Source organism: Spirosoma radiotolerans (assembly GCF_000974425.1).
GTDB lineage: Bacteria > Bacteroidota > Bacteroidia > Cytophagales > Spirosomataceae > Spirosoma > Spirosoma radiotolerans.
Genome location: NZ_CP010429.1, coordinates 4,879,436 through 4,899,268, shown reverse-complemented (window position 1 = coordinate 4,899,268; position 19,833 = coordinate 4,879,436). Strand labels below are relative to the sequence as shown.

The following is a 19,833-nucleotide window of genomic DNA, read 5'->3' as shown; positions in this document are numbered from 1 at the left end:
GCGATTGTCGCCAAGACTTTCGACCTTTGACTTACTGACCCGTTACTCTTATCGAATGGCCAAACCGACTAAAAAACTGTTTTTGTTAGACGCGCTTGCTCTCATCTACCGCGCTCATTTTGCTTTCAGTAAATCCCCTCGTATTTCGTCGCGGGGTATCAATACCTCCGCCGTCTTTGGGTTTATGAATGCCATGATCGAGGTATTGACCAAAGAGAAGCCAACCCATATCGGTGTCGCTTTCGACTCGGCCAAGAAGACATTTCGGCACGAGTCGTTCCCGATGTACAAAGCGAACCGGCAGTCGCAGCCCGAAGATATCAGCGTAGCCATGCCATACATCAAGCAGATTGTAGAGGCCATGCACATTCCCATGCTGATTCTCGACGGGTACGAAGCCGACGACATCATTGGTACCATTGCTAAAAAAGCCGCGCTGGCTGATTTTGAGGTATATATGATGACACCCGATAAAGATTACGGACAGTTAGTCGAAGAACACATTCATATTTATAAGCCCGCCTTTATGGGCAAGCCCGCCGAGAAACTGGGCGTAGCCGAAGTTCTGGAACGCTGGCAAATCGAACGCATTGATCAGGTGACGGACATGCTCGGCCTGATGGGCGACTCGGTCGATAACATTCCGGGTATTCCCGGCATTGGCGAAAAAACAGCGCAGAAATTGATCGCCGACTTCGGAACGGTCGAAAATCTGATTGCCCGCGCCGACGAACTGAAAGGAAAGCTCAAAGAAAACGTTGTCAATTTTGCGCAGCAGGGTTTGCTTTCGAAAGAGTTGGCAACCATTCATTTAGATGTCCCGGTGCCATTTGATGAAGAGCACCTGCGCCATACGGAATACGATAAGCCCCGCCTGGCGGCTTTGCTGGACGAACTGGAATTTCGGCAGATGAAAACCCGTTTGCTGGGCGGTAGTTACGACGAAAAACCAATGCCAGCCGCCTTTAAAACGGGTGATACATCGCAAATGAACCTGTTTGATTCGCCCGGTGGAGACTCACCTGCGTTTCTGCCTTTCCCAAACATGGGGGCGTTGAATCCTTCCGGTGCTGACGATCTTCCGTTCGATTTTGGCTCTGGTACTGCGCCCGCACCTGCCCCGGCTGAAAAGCCGAAAAGTAAACGGACGCCCGTGAAAGTGCCTGTGGCATCGGCTACCGAGGCTACCAGCAAAAAAGTGTCGGATACTATCACAACGGACGATGCCGCCGGGGGCGAGGTGACCGAAATCGAACCGTCCGACGGACAGACACCGGCTTATCTGGATGTGTATCCAGATTATGAACTGGATGAAAATCAGCCCGAGCGACGCAAGACGATTCTCTCCGTCAAACACGATTACCGCCTGGTCGATACGGCCGAACTACGGGCTAGCTTGGTTCATTACCTGAGTTTGCAGCCAAGTATTTGTTTCGATTCGGAGACGACGGCCCTTGATCCCGTCGAAGCCGATTTAGTTGGCCTGTCTTTCGCTTATCGCACCGGCGAAGCGTTTTATGTGCCGGTGCCGGCCGAGCGTACTGAAGCGCAGGCTATTGTCGATCAGTTCAAGCCGGTTTTTGAAAACCCCGCCATTGAGAAAATCGGGCAGAACTTGAAGTACGACCTGTTGATGCTGAAAAAGTATGGCGTGGAAGTGCAGGGGAAACTGTTTGATACCATGATTGCCCACTACCTGATTGAGCCGGAAATGCGCCATAATATGGACATGATGGCCATGACGTACCTCAATTATAGCCCGGTTGAGATCGAATCGCTGATTGGTAAGAAAGGGAAAGGCCAGCTCACGATGCGCGATGTGGACATTCAGAAGGTAGTCGATTATGCGGGTGAGGATGCCGATGTTACGCTTCAGCTCAAAGAAGCGTTTGCCCCTCGTCTAGAGAAAGATAATCTGCACAAGCTGTTCGATCAGGTAGAAATGCCGCTCGTTCAGGTCCTGACCGACCTCGAACTGGAAGGTATCACGATTGATACCAATGCCCTGGCTGAACTCTCTGCCACGCTCGATGTCGATATGAAGCAGGTGCAGCAGGAGATTTTTGCTATTGCTGGTGAGCCATTTAACATCGGGTCGCCGAAGCAATTGGGCGAAATCCTGTTCGATAAACTCAAGCTCGACAAAAACGCGAAAAAGACCAAAACAGGCCAATACGCCACCGGGGAGGAGATTCTGTCGAAACTGGAAGCGGAGCATGAGATTGCCCGTAAGATTCTCGATTACCGGGAGTTGATTAAGCTCAAAAACACGTATGTCGATGCGCTGCCGTTGCTCATCAGCAAGCGCACAGGGCGGATCCATACATCGTTCAACCAGGCTGTAGCGGCAACCGGTCGCTTGTCATCGACCAATCCAAACTTGCAGAACATTCCCATTCGCACGCCACGCGGACAGGAAATTCGCAAAGCGTTCGTGCCACGTGGACCGGAGTTCGTGATTATGTCGGCCGATTATTCACAAATCGAACTGCGGATTATGGCGGCCTTCAGTGGGGATCAAACCATGCTCGAAGCCTTCAATAACGGCGTTGATATTCACACCCAAACGGCTAGTAAAGTATTTCACGTTGGATTGGACGAGGTAACCGGCGATATGCGTCGGAAGGCGAAAACCATCAATTTCGGCATCATCTACGGTATTTCATCGTTTGGCTTGTCGCAACGGTTAAAGATACCGCGCAAGGAAGCTTCCCAGATTATCGAAGAATACTTTGCTGGCTTTCCGGCAGTAAAAGATTACATCGACCAATGCATCGAAAAGGCGCGGGGCTTTGGTTATGCCGAAACCATCCTGGGCCGTCGCCGGTACCTCCGCGACATCAATTCGCGCAACCAGACCGACCGAATGTTTGCCGAACGAAATGCCGTCAACGCGCCTATTCAGGGAAGCGCTGCTGATATGCTGAAGATTGCCATGATTCAAATTCATGCGTTTATGCAGGCCGAGCGGCTAAAGTCGAAAATGATTTTGACGGTACACGATGAATTGGTATTCGATGCTCACCGCGACGAAATTGATTTGCTTCGGGTTCGCGTCGATGAGATCATGAAGAATGCCATCCCGATGGGCGTGAAAATGGAAACCGGTATCGGCATCGGTGAAAACTGGCTGGTAGCGCACTGATCGTTCGTGGCGCTGGCAAATCAAAAAATTCTGCTTCATGGAGTGTTTAAAGAAACCGGTACTCTATGAAGCAGAATTTTTTTGTGCCATCTATCAGCGCATTTTGCCGACAGCTAACTTTTGGTATGCAGCAAAATAGAAAGTGCTGATCTTGACAGGTAATCACCTTTCCAGTATCCCACATGAAGAACAAACCTGTACAAAAACTCATCTTCCTAACCGTTGCTGTTGTTTCACTGGTTACATCAGCGACGTTCGCCCAGACGAAAGCGGCTAAAATCGATGCGCTCGTCAAGCAATACGTGACCAATCGTCAATTTAATGGCTCGGTGCTGGTGGCCGAGAAAGGACAGGTAATTTTCAGGAAAGGTTACGGGATGGCCAATATGGAATGGAACATCCCGAACGCACCCGATACAAAGTTCAGGCTTGGCTCCATTACCAAGCAGTTTACAGCCATGCTGATTATGCAGTTGGTTGAGCAAAACAAGCTTAAACTAACTGGAAAAATCACGGACTACTTACCGGACTATCCGAAAGCAACCGGCGATATAATCACTATTCATCAATTGCTGACACATACGTCGGGTATTCCGAACTACACCAATGTGCCGAAGTTTTTCGAGACGCTCGCTCGAAACTACTATACACCCAGCGACTTCGTAAAAACCTTTTCGGCGCTGCCGCTGGATTTTACGCCAGGTTCCAGGTTTAACTACAGCAATTCCGGTTATTTTCTGCTGGGCGCTATTATTGAAAAAGTAACGGGTAAATCGTATGCGCAGGTCTTGCAGGAAAATATCCTCATACCCCTTCAACTTCGCGATACGGGCTATGATCTATTCAGTCCAATATTACCTAAACGGGCGTCGGGCTACGAAAAAGAGAAAGGGAGCTATGTAAATGCACCTTATCTGGATATGTCGATTCCGTACGCAGCCGGGTCATTGTATTCTACCGTTGAGGACCTGTATCGTTGGGATCAGGCTCTGTACACGAATACGCTTTTGTCGGCGGAGGCAAAAGCAACGCTATTTACACCGTTTTTGGGAAGCTATGAAGCGGGTTTTGGGTACGCCTATGGTTGGATCGTTGGTAAAACAAAGGTTGGTGAACGGAAAGATAGCCTGCTCCTGATCGAACATGGTGGCGGTATTAACGGCTTTAATACATTGATCAGCCGATTGCCTCAGGATAAACAACTGGTTGTGTTACTCAATAACACCGGCCGGGCTCCGCTCGATGCCATGCGTCAAAACATTCTGCGTATTCTCTATGATCAGCCGGTACAGGCTCCCAAAAAGCCGGTTACTGATCTGCTGCGCCAGTCGATCTCAACAGAATCAATCGCTGGTGCCCAGCAGAAGTTTGCCGCCTGGAAAGCCGATAAAGCGTATAGTGTGAATGAAGATGAATTGAATAGTCTGGGTTATGAGTTGCTACGGGACGGAAAGACGAAGGAGTCGATCACTGTGTTTACGTTCAATGTTGACGCTTTTCCAAACTCTTACAACGTGTACGACAGTCGGGGTGAAGCGTATATGACAGCCGGAAATAAAGCAGCGGCTATTCAAGATTATAAAAAATCGGTAGAGCTGAATCCGCGCAACATGAATGGCTATGATAAGCTGAAAGCGTTGGGCGAGACGGCTGAAGCGCCCAAACAAGCCGTTGTGCAAGTCGATACAGCGACGCTGGCTTCGTACGTCGGGAACTACCAACTGGCACCATCTTTTTCGATCGAAATTACCCGGAAAGGTGATAAACTGTTTGGACAGGCAACTGGCCAACCCGCATTTGAGTTATTTGCTGAATCCAAAACCAAGTTTTTCCTCAAAGTAGTTGACGCCCAGGTAACGTTTGTCAGCAACGACAAAGGTGAAGTAGAGCAGCTCATTCTGCACCAGAATGGGCAGAACCTACCTGGCAAACGAGTGCGTTGATTGTTTGATTAATTGAATAATTTTAAGGTAAAGGGGATCAGTCCGGAAGTGGTTTAAAACGCTTTCGGACTTTTTATTGCCTAACCTTCCCAATACTTCTGTCTGAGGGGTAACGCTTAAAATGGGGAGATATATTGTTTTTTAAGACTTTAGTGTAACTCTCTATTCATTTAATAGACAGTACAGATGAACAAATTGTACAGGCTGGCTATTAAATTAGAACATTTGTAGAGCGGGGAACAATTTTGCACTTTTTCTATTTGTCTGATCAAATAGACTGTTTATCAAAGCGGTCTATAGTGAGCTTTCTGTGTTGAAAGCTTACCCAAGCTGTCAGAAACTAGTACGCTGCAAATGAAAAAAAGTCTGTTACCCCTCGCCATAGGCGGCTTCGGTATTGGTATGACGGAGTTCGTTATTATGGGCATTTTACCCGACGTGTCCAGTTCATTACAAATCTCCATTCCCGTAGCGGGTCACCTGATCTCGGCCTATGCACTTGGCGTTGTGCTGGGTGCTCCGTTGCTGGTTGGTATCGCCGGGAATTATCCACCAAAGAAAATTCTGCTGGGCCTGATGGCTCTTTTTACTTTTTGTAATGCTCTCTCCTCGTTTGCACCAAATTATGAAATCATGATGGTCACCCGACTGCTATCTGGGTTGCCCCATGGCGCATTTTTTGGCGTAGGCGCTGTTGTCGCCAGTCGATTGGCGGGCAAGGGCAAAGAAGCCCAGGCCATTTCAATGATGTTTGCGGGCCTTACGGTTGCAAACATCATTGGTGTGCCGCTCGGAACGTATATTGGTCACACCATGAGCTGGCGGATCACCTTTATTATTATAGCCGCTGTAGGACTAGCGACCATGTTCAGCATTTATAAACTACTGCCGGTTATGCCCGTAGTAGGCGAGTCAAATTTGCGTAAAGATTTAAAGCTATTTACCAAAGTGGAGCCATGGCTCATTCTGGGTATCACCGCCATCGGTACCGGTGGTCTGTTTGCCTGGTTTAGCTACATTGCTCCCTTACTGACGGAGGTAGCCCATTTTAGCAGCAGTCAGATCACCTGGATTCTGGTGCTGGCGGGCCTGGGCATGGCTACGGGAAATCTGATCTCCGGACGCATTGCCGACTTGATTTCACCCAGTAAAGCCACGGCTTTGTTTTTACTGTTAATGACCTTATCGCTGATCGGCGTTTATCTGGTGTCGTCTTATCAGATTCCTCTGTTAATCATGACGTTCATAACGGGGGCCATTGCGTTCTCGTTAGGAGCGCCTATTCAAATCCTGATGATTCGCGCGGCAAACGGCTCCGAAATGCTGGCTTCGTCGGTTAGTCAGGCGGGGTTCAATATGGGAAATGCACTAGGTGCTTACCTGGGTGGTCTGCCCATTGCGGCTGGTCTGGGCTATGCTTCGCCCGAATGGGTTGGTGCTGGTCTGGCCTTTGCCGGGTTTCTGCTGGCGGTAGTCGTCTATTTCCGGCAGAGAGAAAAAGGAGTGGTGGAGCATGAAGAGGTAGATAGCTACGAGCTGGTCACGGGGCATTAGTGTACCAAATAATTGGCTCATTTGACCGTAATAGTAGACCGGTCCGGCAAAACTTTTATTATCCTATCAACGGATTCCGTACTTTACACGGAATCCGTTTTTTATGTTTAACCAGTTAACCTCATGAATTTTCTACTCTTACTTCTTGGACTGGCGCTTGTCGTTGTCTATCTCTCCGTGGTCATTGTGCAGCAGGGTACTGTGGCCGTAATCACGGTTTTTGGAAAATATGCCCGTGTTCTTCGGCCAGGGCTGAACTTCAAAATTCCCTTTATCGAGGTTATTTACCGGCGGATTTCCATCCAGAATCGCTCCGTCGAATTGGCGTTTCAGGCCATTACCGCCGATCAGGCAAATGTTAACTTCAAAGCCATGCTGGTGTATTCGGTGCTGAATCAGGAAGAAGAGACCGTTAAAAATGTAGCCTTTAAATTCATTGACGAATCGTCCTTCATGCAGGCCCTAATTCGCACCATCGAAGGCTCCATCCGGAGTTTTGTGGCCACCAAACGGCAATCGGAAATTCTGGCGCTTCGCTCCGAAATTATCGAACATGTAAAAGCGCAACTCGATACCCTGCTCGAAAGCTGGGGCTATCACCTAACGGATTTGCAACTGAACGATATCGCCTTTGACGAAGTCATTATGCGGTCGATGGCGCAGGTGGTGGCTTCGTCAAACTTGAAAGCCGCGGCCGAGAACGAAGGCCAAGCGCTCCTGATCACAAAAACCAAAGCCGCTGAGGCTGAAGGTAATGCGATTCAGATTTCGGCTGAAGCAGAAAAAACAGCCTCTCAACTGCGTGGACAAGGCGTTGCGCTGTTCCGGGAAGAAGTTGCTAAGGGCATGGCCGAGTCGGCTAAAGTGATGACCGAAGCGAAGCTGGATGCCTCGCTGATTCTATTCTCGATCTGGACAGAAGCTATTAAGCACTTCGCCGAAAATGGGAAAGGCAATGTCATTTTCCTGGATGGTTCAACCGAAGGAATGGATAAAACAATGAAGCAGCTTCTAGCAGTCGAAAAAATGAATACCAACGGCGATTCGGGTGGCATCATTACGCCCCCATCGGTACCAGGAAGACGTTAGGCCGGTAAGAATCCGGAAAAAATATTGGGAACGTTGGCCGTTTTGTTTGTTCTCATTAACAAACCCTGATTCACGCACAAATGACAAACTTGCTTTTTCCCACAGATTTTTCGAATCATACATCAGCCGCTTTGGACTGGGTACGGTTATTTGCGCACAAAACGGGTGCAACCATCACGCTTTTGCATGTGTACCAGCCCATGATTCCCGATTCAACTTTGCCTACGGTCGGTGATCCAGGGCTGGGTATCCTGGCCTCACAGGAAATTGAAGAGATCAGCCGTCAACAGATCAATAAACTAGGGACAACGCTAGAGGCTGAGGGCCTGTCGGTCAATGTCGAATGGCGGATTGGTGCAGTCGATGATGGTATCCTGGAAGTGGCTAAAGAACGTGCTGCTGACCTGATTATCATGGGGCGCAGCGATTTGAATACTTTCTTCGATCGGTTGGCCGGGAGCGCCGTTACGGATGTCGCCGATGACGCGAGATGTCCCGTGCTGATCGTTCCGACTACGGCCGATGGCGCATCCATCCGTCCGGCGCAGGTGCATACCATTGCGTATGCCATGCAGGCGCAGACGACCCAGGCGCAGGTAACGTTTCAGACCGAGTCGCTGCTGAAGGCGTTTGATGCACAACTGGCGGTTCTAACCGAAGATAAGCTCGATGACGTTCATGCCGATCTGATCGTCATGGAATTGTCGCCTAAGGCGGGCTTCCTAGACAACCTGTTCCACCCCAACCATACAACAGCGCTGATTGAAAAATCCGATATACCCGTACTGGTCTATCACGCAAAAAAATAGCATGGTTTATACATAAAGAAAGGCCACTTCGGAAATGAAGCGGCCTTTCTTTATGTATAAACCATTTATGTTATCCAACGCTACCTTCCAGACTGATCGCCAAGAGCTTCTGGGCTTCTACGGCAAATTCCATCGGGAGTTGGTTCAGTACTTCTTTCGCGTAGCCATTGATAATGAGGGCTACCGCCTGTTCCGTTGGAATACCGCGCTGGTTGCAGTAAAATAACTGATCTTCCCCAATTTTCGAGGTCGTGGCTTCATGTTCTACTGTCGCTGAGGGGTTGTTTACCTCCAGATACGGGAACGTGTGAGCACCACATTTATCGCCTAACAGCAACGAATCGCATTGTGAGTAGTTGCGGGCGTTTTCAGCACGCTTCATTACCTGTACCAAACCGCGGTACGAGTTCTGGCTCTTACCCGCCGAAATGCCTTTCGACACGATCCGGCTTTTGGTGTTTTTGCCAATGTGAATCATTTTGGTGCCCGTATCAGCCTGTTGCATGTTGTTCGTCACCGCAACCGAGTAAAACTCACCAATCGAGTTGTCACCTTTTAGAATAACCGAGGGGTATTTCCAGGTAATGGCTGAACCGGTTTCAACCTGCGTCCAGGAGATTTTGGCATTCGGGCCGTCGCAGATACCTCGTTTGGTCACGAAGTTATAAATGCCCCCTTTACCGTCTTTATCGCCGGGATACCAGTTCTGTACGGTCGAATACTTAATTTCGGCATTACCCATTGCAATCAGTTCAACAACGGCTGCGTGAAGCTGGTTTTCATCGCGCATAGGAGCCGTGCAACCTTCGAGGTAACTCACATACGATCCTTCATCGGCAATGATCAGCGTCCGTTCAAACTGACCGGTTCCGGCCGCGTTGATTCGGAAATAGGTAGACAGTTCCATCGGGCAACGAACGCCTTTAGGAATGTAGCAGAATGAACCATCCGTAAAGACAGCCGCGTTCAGAGCTGCAAAATAATTGTCTTTGGCGGGTACGACGGAGCCCATGTATTTTTTCACCAGTTCAGGGTGCTCATGAACGGCCTCCGAAATAGAACAGAAAATAATGCCCCGTTCGGCAAGATCTTTCTTAAAGGTCGTGGCTACTGAAACCGAGTCCATAACGGCATCGACGGCTACCCGTGGGCGTTCACCCGATGCCGCATCCAGCCCCGGTACATCTACGACACCCGCCAGCCGTTTCTGTTCGTTCAGCGAAATACCAAGCCGGTTGAAGGTATCGATCAATTCAGGATCGATTTCGTCGAGTGAGTTGACTGTTTTCTTCTGTTTTGGAGCCGAGTAGTATTTAATGGCCTGATAGTCTATTTTAGGATAGCTAACATTGGGCCATTTTGGCTCGGTCATCTCCTGCCACATTCGAAAGGCCTTCAGCCGGTTTTCGAGCAGCCAGTCAGGTTCATTCTTTTTGGCAGAGATGAAACGAATCGTGGTCTCGTCAAGACCCATCGGGGCCTCGTCGGCTTCGATTAATGTCTCAAACCCGTATTTATATTCGGCGTTGGTTATGCTTTCTAAAATATCCGCGTCCTTGCTCATAGTCTCGGTTAATTGCGTGGTTTTTGCACCACTGCAATATATTTTTAACAATCTGCCCGGTGGGTACGTTCCGGGCAGGTTGGACAAATATCGGAAACTTTCCGCTATTTCAGTCATCTCACTTCTCTAGTCTATCTGCTTATGGATATGTACAAGTTGAGCAGGCTCTACACCCATCAGTCGGATGCCTATAAGATTATCCATTCTTTTTGTATACCAGGACCTGGAGAAAGGAAGGGCTTCTGTAATACACCGGAATAAAGTTTTATTTGTGAAAAAAGAACAATGAATTTGACGTATAGATTAGCCACTGAAGCAGATTTGCCCGAGATTGTCAGCATGCTTGCCGATGATAAATTAGGGGCCACTAGAGAAACCTTCCAGGAGCCGTTGCCCATGGCCTACCTCGAAGCTTTTCGAAGTATAACCAATGATAAGCAACAAGAACTGACCGTTGTTGAGGCTGACGGGGTCATTCTGGCCACCTTTCAACTCACGTTTATTCAATACTTGACGTATCGGGGCAGTATACGGGCTCAGATTGAAGCAGTACGCGTGAAATCTACGCACCGCGGACAAGGGGTTGGCACTGAACTTTTCCAATATGCCATTCAGCGAGCGAGAGAAAAAGGGGCTCACATTCTTCAGTTAACAACGGATAAGAAAAGGCCCGAGGCTAAACGGTTCTATATCTCACTCGGGTTCGTTGATTCCCACGAAGGCATGAAGTTGGCTATTAGCTAATTAGAGTTTACTTTTTTTCCCTGGTCCGTGAGGACACGGACCAGGGAGGTGGAATCTTTTCTTTTGCTCAAGCCGTAACCTCACGGCCCAATTTTGACCGGAGAGTTTTGCTGATACGAAAGTGGTCCGTGAGGACACGGACCACGGAGGTGAAGTTTTCTCTAGTCCATGTCCTCAAGGACCAGGGAGGTAGGGAGATAATTAGCCAATCGTTAAAATAGACTTCGTTCAATCCCCATTTCGAGGCCACGCAACTCGGCCAGACCGCGCAGTCGCCCGATGGCTGTATAGCCGGGGTTGGTTTTCTTGGCCGGGTCAAGGTCATCAAGCATTCGGTGACCATGATCGGGCCGGAAAGGTAACCGATAGTCTTCCCGTCCTGCCTGCTTCCGACGGTGTTGTTCCGTCAGTAAGGTTTTCATCACGCCATACATATCCACATCACCCGCCAGGTGGTCGGCCTCATGGAAATTGCCATCGGCGTCGCGCTGGGTGGCCCGCAGGTGAACAAAGTTAATGCGGTCGCCCAGCCGGTCGACCATCCCGACCAGGTCATTGTCGGCGCGTACACCATAGCTGCCTGTGCAGAAACACAGGCCGTTATACGAGCTTTCGTAAGCCGCCAGCAGTTGCCGGGCATCGGCCTCCGTACTGACTACACGGGGTAATCCCAGAATAGGAAACGGCGGGTCGTCGGGGTGAATGGCCAGCCTGATGCCGGCGTCTTCCGCAACGGGCGTTAGCTCCGCAAGGAACGTGTATAGGTTTTGCCGAAGTACGGCCTCATCTACGATTTTATAGCTTTGCAGTATGTCGGCAAACGCGTCAAGGGTAAAGCTCTCCTCGCTGCCGGGCAGGCCAGCAATAATGTTGCGCGTCAGGCGATGCACATCGGCATCCTGAGCGGCATCGAGCCAGTGCCGGGCTCGGGTTAGCTGCTGTTCCGAATAGCTTTTCTCCGCATTGTGTCGTTTAAGAATATACACCTCAAAGGCACAAAACTCGGTTGTGTCGAATCGAAGGGCCGTTGATCCATCCGGCAGGCGGTAATCCAGATCCGTGCGGGTCCAGTCCAGTACAGGCATAAAGTTATAGCATACGGTGTCGATGCCACAAGCTGCCAGATTAACCAGGCACTCTTTGTAGTTATCGATGTATTGCCGGTAGTTGCCCGACCGTTTTTTGATGTCTTCATGAACGGGGACGCTTTCCACCACCGACCAGCGTAACCCCGCTTTTTCTATACTGCTTTTTCGCTCATTAATTGCGTCGCGGGTCCAGACCTGCCCGTTTGGGATTTGGTGAAGGGCAGATACGACACCCGTTGCACCGGCCTGCCGTACATCCGACAGCGATACGGGATCATTCGGGCCGAACCACCGCCATGTTTGTTCTAATGCCATTTATAGAGATTATTTTTCGTAAGTCAATCCATCGCCAAAGGTAAACAAGGCATAGCCTTTTGGCTTCATATAGCCCGGTACATCCGACTGATTGTCGAGCACAGCCTGCCGCGAAATAGGTGTTGTAAACGGCATTTTGCCAGTTGGTTTAAACACTCCGCTCAGCACGTCCAGTACGGCATCGGTGGTTGTGCCAAAGGTAGCCAAAACGGTTTTTACGTTTGCATTGTCCACTTCGTCAATTACCCAGGGGCTGGTGTAATTGACGAGTAAAACGGTTGGTTTAGTGCTGGTGATCGCGTTAACATGCGCTACATCGATTTTATTCTTCGATAACTATAGCTCAATCGGTGCACCGGTTGAACTGAATAAACTGCCGCTATTGGGCGTGAGCCACAGCACCACCACATCGGCTTCTTCCTTTGTGCCGACAAAGACCAGACTTCCTGCATTTTTCTGTGGCCTAATGACGGTGGTGGCCGTTTGGGAGCGACCATTGTCGTAGTACGACTCTATGTACACCTTTGTTTTTGGGGCCAGGGGCAAGAGTTTCGCACTGTTCCGGAGCAGCACGATGGATTTGCGCATAGCCAGATCGCCCCGTTTCTGGAATTCGGTATTACCGACCGTTTTCTGGGCCACATCTGCATCGACGTAAGGGTTTTCGAATAAGCCCAGTACGAACTTTTCCCGTAGCAAACGAGTAATCGACTCGTTGATACGTTTCTCGGATACCAATCCTTTTTTTACCGTTTCCAGCAAAATGGATGGGTCGCCTGAACCCGAAAATAAATCGACGCCACAGTCGATGGCTTTCTGATAACGCTCCGGGATACTGAGCTTTTCAACACCCCAGGGCATCATCTCGATAGGGCCGGTATCGGAGTTGATGATGCCCTGAAACCCCATCTTATCCCGTAGTAAGTCCTTAATGATCGCTTTGTTGTAAGCAAAAGCTACTTCCTCATACTTCGTGCCGATGGGTTTGGCATAATAGGGCATGATGGCCGACGTACCGGCATCAATGGCGGCCTGAAACGGTTTGAGATGGTAGGCGAACATGTTGCCGGGGTAATGCTGATCTTTCCCCCAATCGAAGTGTGGGTCCTGGCCCTCTACCTGTGGCCCACCGCCGGGAAAATGCTTTGTTGTCAGTCCTACCGAATGAATCCCCAGCTTGGGTCCCTGAAAACCCAGAACAACTTCACGGGTCATGTCGGCTGTCCAGTCTGCACTTTCGCCAAAAGTGCCTTCAATCCGTTGCCAGCGTGGTTCGGTAGCGAGGTCTGCCATGTATTGATAGCCCTTCCGAATGCCGACAGCCGCCCATTCCTGGCGGGCAATATCGGCAAACTCGCGGGTAAGTTTCAGGTCGTGCATGGCCGACAGCCCCAGTTCGCCTGGCCATTTGGAGAAGACCGTTGTGCCAACGCTGAGCCCAATAGCAGCATCGACGGTTATGTGGTTGCGCGGATTCGAGGCAACAATGGCCGGTATGCCCAGACGGGAGCTTTCGCAAAGCGCCTGCAACTTGTTACTCCAGTCGGCCATGATTTTAGCCGATGTATTGGCGCGCAGAATAAAGTGGCGCAACTGGTTTTGCATTACCCCTTTGGTTGTTCCGGCAGCCATCATCATCGGGTATGGCAAGGGCTTCCGGGTGAACATATTCATGTTCTGCACCAGGTCTTCCTCATTGAATTCGCTGGTAATCTCCGACTTAGGGGCTCCCTGCTGGAATGAGTTATCCCCAGCCAGTCGGGTGGTACTAATGAGCATGAAACCAATTTTCTCCTCAAGGGTCATCTGCGAAATCAAGTCCTGTATCCGCTTGTCAACAGGCAATCGCCAATCTTCGTATTGATCGAGCTTTCCGTTTTTATTCAGGTCTTTGAACAACAAACCGGTTTGCGTTAAGGTCTTTACGGATCGGTATCCCAGCGTCGGTTGTGTTGGTTTTTGAGCCAGCGCGTTGGTAACAAGCACGGAGCAAGCCATCAATATGACTTTCTGGATAAAGAATGACTGTCTGATTGGATGCATGCGTTACGTGCGGTTAAACTCTATTCAGTGTTAGGGATACTTGTCGGTAGTCAATGCCCTTCGGCCGATACAAACTTTAGTCTGACCAGCTTCGTGACGCGTTGGTACAATGGTGTCTATAGGATTCTCAGGCTAGGCTTGCAGACTGTTAATTGTAGAAAAAGAAGAAAGTGGCTCGCAAGAAGTCGTTTTAAATAACCCTATTTTGTATTAAGTGTAATTGCCTTTTCTGATCATTACAAATTAAGTTGCGCAAAAAAGACCCTATTTTCACGCAAACGTTCCCGAGATCCTTTGCGTGAACTTATAATTTTCTAATTATTTCTAATGAAAGTAGTATAATGTAGAAGCCATGTACTAACTAGAGAGGAAGTGATAAGGCAACGTGCCCTGTGTAGAATATAATTATTTTGTTATCGGATCTCGTATGAAAACGGTTACCATCAAGGATCTGGCTCGCTCATTGAATCTATCCACGTCGACTATTTCAAGGGCCCTGCGGGGTAGTTCGGAGATAGGGGTTGAAACAAAAAAGCGGGTCCTGGAACTGGCCCAGCGTCTAGATTATAATCCGAATCCGGTAGCGCTGAGTTTGTTAAGTAGTCAGACAAATGACATTGGCGTTATAGTCCCGGAAATTGCCAATCCATTCTTCGCCATCGTCATTGCGGGTATTGAAGATGTGGCGTTTGCTCAGGGATACCATGTTGTTATTTACCAGAGCCACGAAGATTATGAACGGGAGGTGCTGAATGTCAAACACATCTACAACCGTCGTAAAGATGGGCTACTCGTTTCCGTGTCTACATCAACGAAAGATTATGCGCATTTCAAGACCATTCATGAACGGGGATTTCCTATTGTGTTCTTCGACCGAATTTGTGAGGAGATAGACACGCATAACGTATCGGTTGATGATTTTGAAGGGGCCTATAAAGCGACGGAGCACCTGATTAAGCAGGGTTGCGAACGCATTGCTCATGTGTCGGGGCCTGCTCATCTGCTCATTAGTCGCCGGAGGTTGCACGGCTACCGGGCCGCCTTGCTGGATTATGGCCGCCCTATTCAGGATGACTGGGTAGTTGCCGCAGCGTATAACACGACCAGCGCGCTGGTGGCTACCCGTGGCCTGCTTGCAAAACCAGAGCGGCCCGATGGTATTTTTGCCTCCAGTGATAACATTGCTATTGGCTGTCATTCAGCCATAACGGAAGCGGGTTTAACGATGCCCGATGATATTGCCTTAGTCGGCTTTTCGGATCTGCCGATGGCTGCTTTGTTAAATCCACCGCTAAGCTCAGTGGCGCAACCTGCCTTCGAAATGGGTCGCTCGGCTGCGGAGTTATTGATCAACCTGATCCGGAATCCGCGCGAACACAGCACATCGATCAGCAACGTACTAAAGACCAGCTTAGTCGTCCGGAAGTCATCGCTTCGGGGGACTGCCGTCGTTAAAAATGATGAATAATAGGCTGATTGTTAGAGACGTAAGGGGTGTGCTCAGGCGCTCCAGCCCGTGGTTTTTCTAGTTCATGTATGGACTGAAGCGCCTGAGTACAACCCTTACAACGTCGCCTTAGTTGTTACGTTGATCCTGCTATAGTAAAGCGTCGTTAATCCCTCGAAGCCTGAGTCTGTACCAACCAGCAGCCAGAGTTCTCCTTTGTCACTACTACGGGCCACAAACGGCTTATTGACGTTAGAGCGGCTAATAAGCTTGTAATCTTCTGTCTCGGCCCCGGTGCTGATATCGCCCAGTAGAATAGCGTCTTTTCCTTCATTATTTTGGGAGCCTTTATCCACATTGATGGTGTAAAAGCCATCTTTTAGGACCTTGACCGGCTCAACGGCCGAAGCCCCCGCTTTGAGGAAAACACTGCCGCCCGGCGACCCACCAATCCCAATCGAATTTCCTGGATATTTCGATGCTAGTTCGATATCAAAGACAAGGGAATAATCGGTGTTGGGCGTCAAGCCCGTAATTTTTCTCTTCAGAAACATGAACGCATCGTCACTGCGATTCATGCTTTCGACCAGGATTGATTTGCGGGTTGTGTCAAGTGGCGTTGGTAATCCTTTGTAGGCCGATTTGAACTCCATAATGTCGGATTGTGCCGTGCCATAATCCGTCAGCTCGGCTGTCCAGCCATCTGTATTTCGTTGAAAAGAAGATTGATAGGGGAGGCCGGGTTGTAAGGGAGTGCTCTCCTGATGACAAGCGGTGAAGGTGAGTAAACTGCCTGTGAGAGCGGCCAATAAGAACAACGTTGATTTCATTATTAACTCGGTTTGTTTCCTTTAGTGACTCCCCCGAATTAGTAACCGTTGTAAACTTACCGCAAAAAACTACCTGAACCGACCTCGTCCCGAAGAATCCAGGCCACGCAAGGCGAGGTAAAATGCTATCACATAAGTCATTTGCAGGCCTGCGCCCGACCAGTCTTCTTTCAGAGTAGTACCAAATAAAAGTGCAGCAATAACGAGCCCACCCGCAAAATAGCCCCATTTCGTGAATTGACCACCTAGCAAAATTGCGATGCCGACGGCCAGTTCAACAAAAGGGAGTGTATATAGGAAAGCCCTTGTCAGTAAAGCCGGCAGAATGGTACTGGCGAAGCCTGCTTCCGTCTTAGTCACAAAGGTGCTGAGTTTTGGCAGACGAACCAGCCCATGCATGAGCATGTTGATGCCAAGTCCAATGCGTATGACGAGTTGAGCGAGTTGGTTATTCGTCATCGCTCTCGTCTATGTCGCCCTCTTCAACGTCTTCTTCTGCCAGCATGTCGTCGTTTACGCCATTGGCTTCTGTATCCGAATCATTGACTTCTTCCTTTTCTGGCTCAGGTCCCTGATTCACGACGGGACTCAGGTACTCAGTCTGTGCTACGCCACCACCGGCGTTTTCGCCCTGTATCATCTTGGTCATTATGCCCTGATTTTCATCGTCAGCAGGGTCATACTTAATCGTTTCGTTAGGGTTCATGTGGTTGGAATTTAGCGGAAATGGTAAAATTCTGGAATTGTTAAAGGCCACCTGACCGGGTTACATGGCCGCCTAAGGCGTAGTTGTCATCCTGGTGGTGATCGTGTTCGCCGGTGGGATCGCCATCTTCATCCGTGGTCTCCTCGTCGAAGTCGCTCTCTACTAACTCGTCATCATCTTCATCCAGATCTGTTTGATTCGTGAATAGGTTCGGATCAATGCGGCCTATTCTGGAACCGACTATTTCGGCATCCATAGGTAACGGCTTGTTTTCTAGCGTTGTCATAGTCAAAGTGTGTTTAGCTGTGGTAAACTATAACCCGGTAGAATAGCGAAAGGTTAGACTTATTTCGGGGATACAAAATTCACTACTGATCCATGTTCTGCATAAAATCCTTTTTCGTAGTTGCCAGCCTGTTGCTTTCCGGTCTTGTTTACGCGCAAACATCCCGTGAGCCGTTATTTACGTCATTTGACGGGACAAAGATTCACTACGATGTGCTGGGGGAAGGAAAGCCGGTTGTTTTGTTACATGGCTTCATCTCGAACAGCGAAAGCTGGAAACGAGCCCCCGTCCGACAAGCGTTGGCCAATGCTGGGTTTAAAGTCGTTATGCTCGATTTACGAGGCAATGGCTTGTCTGATAAACCGCACACAGCCGAAGCGTATCGGGACAATACTGAGTTAAAGGACGTCATGGCCCTCATGAAACACCTGGGCCTTACGAACTACGATGTGGTGGGCTACTCGCGCGGGGCCATTCTGACGGCCAAATTGCTGACCATGGATAAGCAGGTGCATCGAGCAGTTATGGGCGGTATCAGCGTCGATTTCTCGGACCCAAACTGGTACCGGCGCAAGAATTTTCATGAAGCATTGACCAAGCCCGGTAGCCATCCAGAATTGCAGAGCGCTATCGATTACGCCAAAAAGTCGGGGGCCGACACGGTTGTACTGGCTCGTTTGCAGGAGTTTCAGCCCGTCACCACCAAAGCGGAGCTAGGCAAAATCAAGGTGCCCGTGCTGGTGGTCAATGGCGACCAGGATAAGGACAATGGCGATCCGCAGACGCTGGTTGATGCTATTCCCGGCTCCCGACTGGTCATTGTGCCGGGCGATCATGGCGGAGCCATGCGTACCCCCGAATTTGCCAAAGCCGTAGTGGAGTTTTTGAAAAAGTAACTCTTCATGGCGAAACGGACTCGGCTTTAATACGGCATAACCAACAGGAAGAATAAGCCAGCGAAGCAGACACTCAACCAGGGATTAAGGCCAAGCCGGTAGCTACGAATGAAGTGCTGACCCATGGTAAGCGCACAACCGATCTGAGCCAACGCGGGCCAGTGCATGCTGAAGCCAATGGCCGAAACGAAGCCACCGATGAACAAACTCATGCCAAGATGTCCAGTATAATCCAGCACTGTTTGAAGAAAATTGTCATCGTGACGCTGGGCTAAGTAAAGGCAAGCAACAAGCAACTGGCTGATTATTAGCACTAAAGCGGCAGGGAGCCAGATAGGGAAGTGGACGATGGTGGCCAATCCGCCGACCAGGCCAAAAACAGTGAGGATAAACGCGAGCCGATAACCGAGCCGAAAATCGGGCTGGAGGTCCAGGAGGTTCCATCGGCCCGGTGCTGAGGTGATGATGATTCGCCGGTTGTAGGAAATGAATGCGTAAAGCGTTTTCAGACTGGATTTGATCCAGTTCAGCGATAACAGTTTTTTAAGTTGTTTATTCTGTTTTCCGAAGGCGTAAATCCAGGTGTCAACACCATACAGCGTCTCACCACCGTCAAGATCGACCAGGGGTATTTCGTGCCGGGCTCGTTGTCGATCAATGCGATTTATCGTTTCCGGTGTCAACTGACTGCTACTGAGCCGTGTAAGGCAACCACTTGTGTCAGCCGCTACCATGCCCTTTGTATAGAGCTTACACATTGGGCAGCTTTCGTCATAAATGATCAGCTTTTTCATGATTATTAGTATTTTGAACTTTCAGAAATAGTTGAAATTTAAAGGCAAAAAATTATCGAAATACGTTCAGAAACTGACTCACCAACCAGTTTTCTTCCGCCTTGATGACTGCATTGAGTGTATTATCCGCAAAGCCAACAACATTACTGAGCCCGGTCATTACCCGATGAAATTCCTGCGCTTCGGGGGTATCGGTAGGGATATTTTTAAGCTCATTTAAGACCTCTACAACAGGCGTGATTTCCCGTCGACGGCGTTCTTTGGCTACCTGCCGGGCTACTTTCCAAATGTCTTTCTCTGCAATGAAAAACTCCCTGCGTTCGCCGGGCTTTAGCTGTTTATAGATAAGGCCCCAGTCCATCAAATCGCGAAGATTCATGCTGGCATTACCCCGCGAAATTTGTAGCTGTTCCATGATATCTTCGATGGCCAGCGCATCGGGTGAGATCAGCAGTAGGGAATGTAACTGGGCCATAGAACGATTGATGCCCCATTGAGTGGCTAATGTTCCCCACGTATGAATAAATTTCTCCTTAGCTTCTTCAAATGTCATAGGGCAAATATATATGATCGTTTTTAA

Annotated in this window: 16 protein-coding genes and 1 pseudogene; 8 read left to right on the top strand and 9 right to left on the bottom strand. The window is 49.3% G+C overall.

Features of this window, described 5'->3' with window-relative positions; genetic code table 11:
* Positions 1 to 55: 55 nt before the first annotated feature.
* From polA to SD10_RS19830, 5 genes are all read left to right on the top strand, one after another.
* Positions 56 to 3,145, top strand: a complete 3,090-nt coding sequence (polA, locus tag SD10_RS19850) for a DNA polymerase I (protein ID WP_046576156.1) — start codon at positions 56 to 58, stop codon at positions 3,143 to 3,145.
* Between the two features lie 182 nt (positions 3,146 to 3,327).
* Positions 3,328 to 5,088, top strand: a complete 1,761-nt coding sequence (locus SD10_RS19845; RefSeq protein ID WP_046576153.1) for a serine hydrolase — start codon at positions 3,328 to 3,330, stop codon at positions 5,086 to 5,088.
* 354 nt (positions 5,089 to 5,442) lie between these two features.
* Complete coding sequence (locus SD10_RS19840) at positions 5,443 to 6,642, top strand: MFS transporter (RefSeq protein WP_046576151.1); 1,200 nt, start codon at positions 5,443 to 5,445, stop codon at positions 6,640 to 6,642.
* A 123-nt stretch (positions 6,643 to 6,765) separates the two neighbouring features.
* Positions 6,766 to 7,731 carry an SPFH domain-containing protein gene (locus SD10_RS19835; protein ID WP_046576150.1) on the top strand — a complete coding sequence of 322 codons (966 nt, stop codon included), beginning with the start codon at positions 6,766 to 6,768 and terminating at the stop codon, positions 7,729 to 7,731.
* 80 nt (positions 7,732 to 7,811) lie between these two features.
* Complete coding sequence (locus SD10_RS19830; RefSeq protein WP_046576149.1) at positions 7,812 to 8,540, top strand: universal stress protein; 729 nt, start codon at positions 7,812 to 7,814, stop codon at positions 8,538 to 8,540.
* Between the two features lie 70 nt (positions 8,541 to 8,610).
* Here the strand turns inward: SD10_RS19830 and sufB are convergent, their stop codons facing one another.
* Positions 8,611 to 10,104 carry a Fe-S cluster assembly protein SufB gene (gene sufB, locus SD10_RS19825; protein ID WP_046576147.1) on the bottom strand — a complete coding sequence of 498 codons (1,494 nt, stop codon included), beginning with the start codon at positions 10,102 to 10,104 and terminating at the stop codon, positions 8,611 to 8,613.
* A 285-nt stretch (positions 10,105 to 10,389) separates the two neighbouring features.
* Here sufB and SD10_RS19820 point away from each other — a divergent pair, with 285 nt between their 5' ends.
* Entirely contained in the window at positions 10,390 to 10,848 is a 459-nt protein-coding gene (locus SD10_RS19820; protein WP_046576146.1) for a GNAT family N-acetyltransferase, read from the top strand.
* Positions 10,849 to 11,060: 212 nt separating this feature from the next.
* Here the strand turns inward: SD10_RS19820 and uxuA are convergent, their stop codons facing one another.
* Together uxuA and SD10_RS19810 are read right to left on the bottom strand one after the other, a co-directional pair.
* Positions 11,061 to 12,251, bottom strand: a complete 1,191-nt coding sequence (gene uxuA / locus SD10_RS19815; protein ID WP_046576145.1) for a mannonate dehydratase — start codon at positions 12,249 to 12,251, stop codon at positions 11,061 to 11,063.
* Positions 12,252 to 12,260: 9 nt separating this feature from the next.
* Positions 12,261 to 14,249: pseudogene (locus SD10_RS19810) on the bottom strand (glycoside hydrolase family 3 N-terminal domain-containing protein).
* Positions 14,250 to 14,721: 472 nt separating this feature from the next.
* On the opposite strand from SD10_RS19810, the gene SD10_RS19805 reads away from it, so the two are divergent.
* Entirely contained in the window at positions 14,722 to 15,762 is a 1,041-nt protein-coding gene (locus tag SD10_RS19805; protein ID WP_046576144.1) for a LacI family DNA-binding transcriptional regulator, read from the top strand.
* Between the two features lie 95 nt (positions 15,763 to 15,857).
* Here the strand turns inward: SD10_RS19805 and SD10_RS19800 are convergent, their stop codons facing one another.
* From SD10_RS19800 to SD10_RS19785, 4 genes are all read right to left on the bottom strand, one after another.
* Positions 15,858 to 16,571, bottom strand: coding sequence for a hypothetical protein (locus SD10_RS19800; RefSeq protein WP_046576143.1), 714 nt, complete (start codon positions 16,569 to 16,571; stop codon positions 15,858 to 15,860).
* A 69-nt stretch (positions 16,572 to 16,640) separates the two neighbouring features.
* The gene (locus SD10_RS19795) at positions 16,641 to 17,030 is read right to left on the bottom strand and encodes a hypothetical protein (RefSeq protein WP_046576142.1); all 390 of its coding nucleotides are present in this window, start codon (positions 17,028 to 17,030) and stop codon (positions 16,641 to 16,643) included.
* Entirely contained in the window at positions 17,020 to 17,277 is a 258-nt protein-coding gene (locus SD10_RS19790; RefSeq protein WP_046576141.1) for a hypothetical protein, read from the bottom strand. Before SD10_RS19790 ends, SD10_RS19795 begins: the two co-directional genes overlap by 11 nt.
* A gap of 40 nt (positions 17,278 to 17,317) precedes the next feature.
* Entirely contained in the window at positions 17,318 to 17,563 is a 246-nt protein-coding gene (locus SD10_RS19785) for a hypothetical protein (RefSeq protein ID WP_046576139.1), read from the bottom strand.
* A gap of 92 nt (positions 17,564 to 17,655) precedes the next feature.
* Between SD10_RS19785 and SD10_RS19780 the strand changes: the two genes are divergently transcribed.
* Positions 17,656 to 18,459, top strand: coding sequence for an alpha/beta fold hydrolase (locus tag SD10_RS19780; RefSeq protein ID WP_046576137.1), 804 nt, complete (start codon positions 17,656 to 17,658; stop codon positions 18,457 to 18,459).
* 26 nt (positions 18,460 to 18,485) lie between these two features.
* On the opposite strand, the gene SD10_RS19775 is transcribed toward SD10_RS19780, so the two are convergent.
* Positions 18,486 to 19,253, bottom strand: a complete 768-nt coding sequence (locus SD10_RS19775; RefSeq protein ID WP_046576134.1) for a thiol-disulfide oxidoreductase DCC family protein — start codon at positions 19,251 to 19,253, stop codon at positions 18,486 to 18,488.
* Positions 19,254 to 19,305: 52 nt separating this feature from the next.
* Positions 19,306 to 19,806 (bottom strand): GbsR/MarR family transcriptional regulator, encoded by a 501-nt coding sequence (locus SD10_RS19770; RefSeq protein WP_046576132.1) that lies wholly within the window; start codon positions 19,804 to 19,806, stop codon positions 19,306 to 19,308.
* Positions 19,807 to 19,833 lie beyond the last annotated feature (27 nt).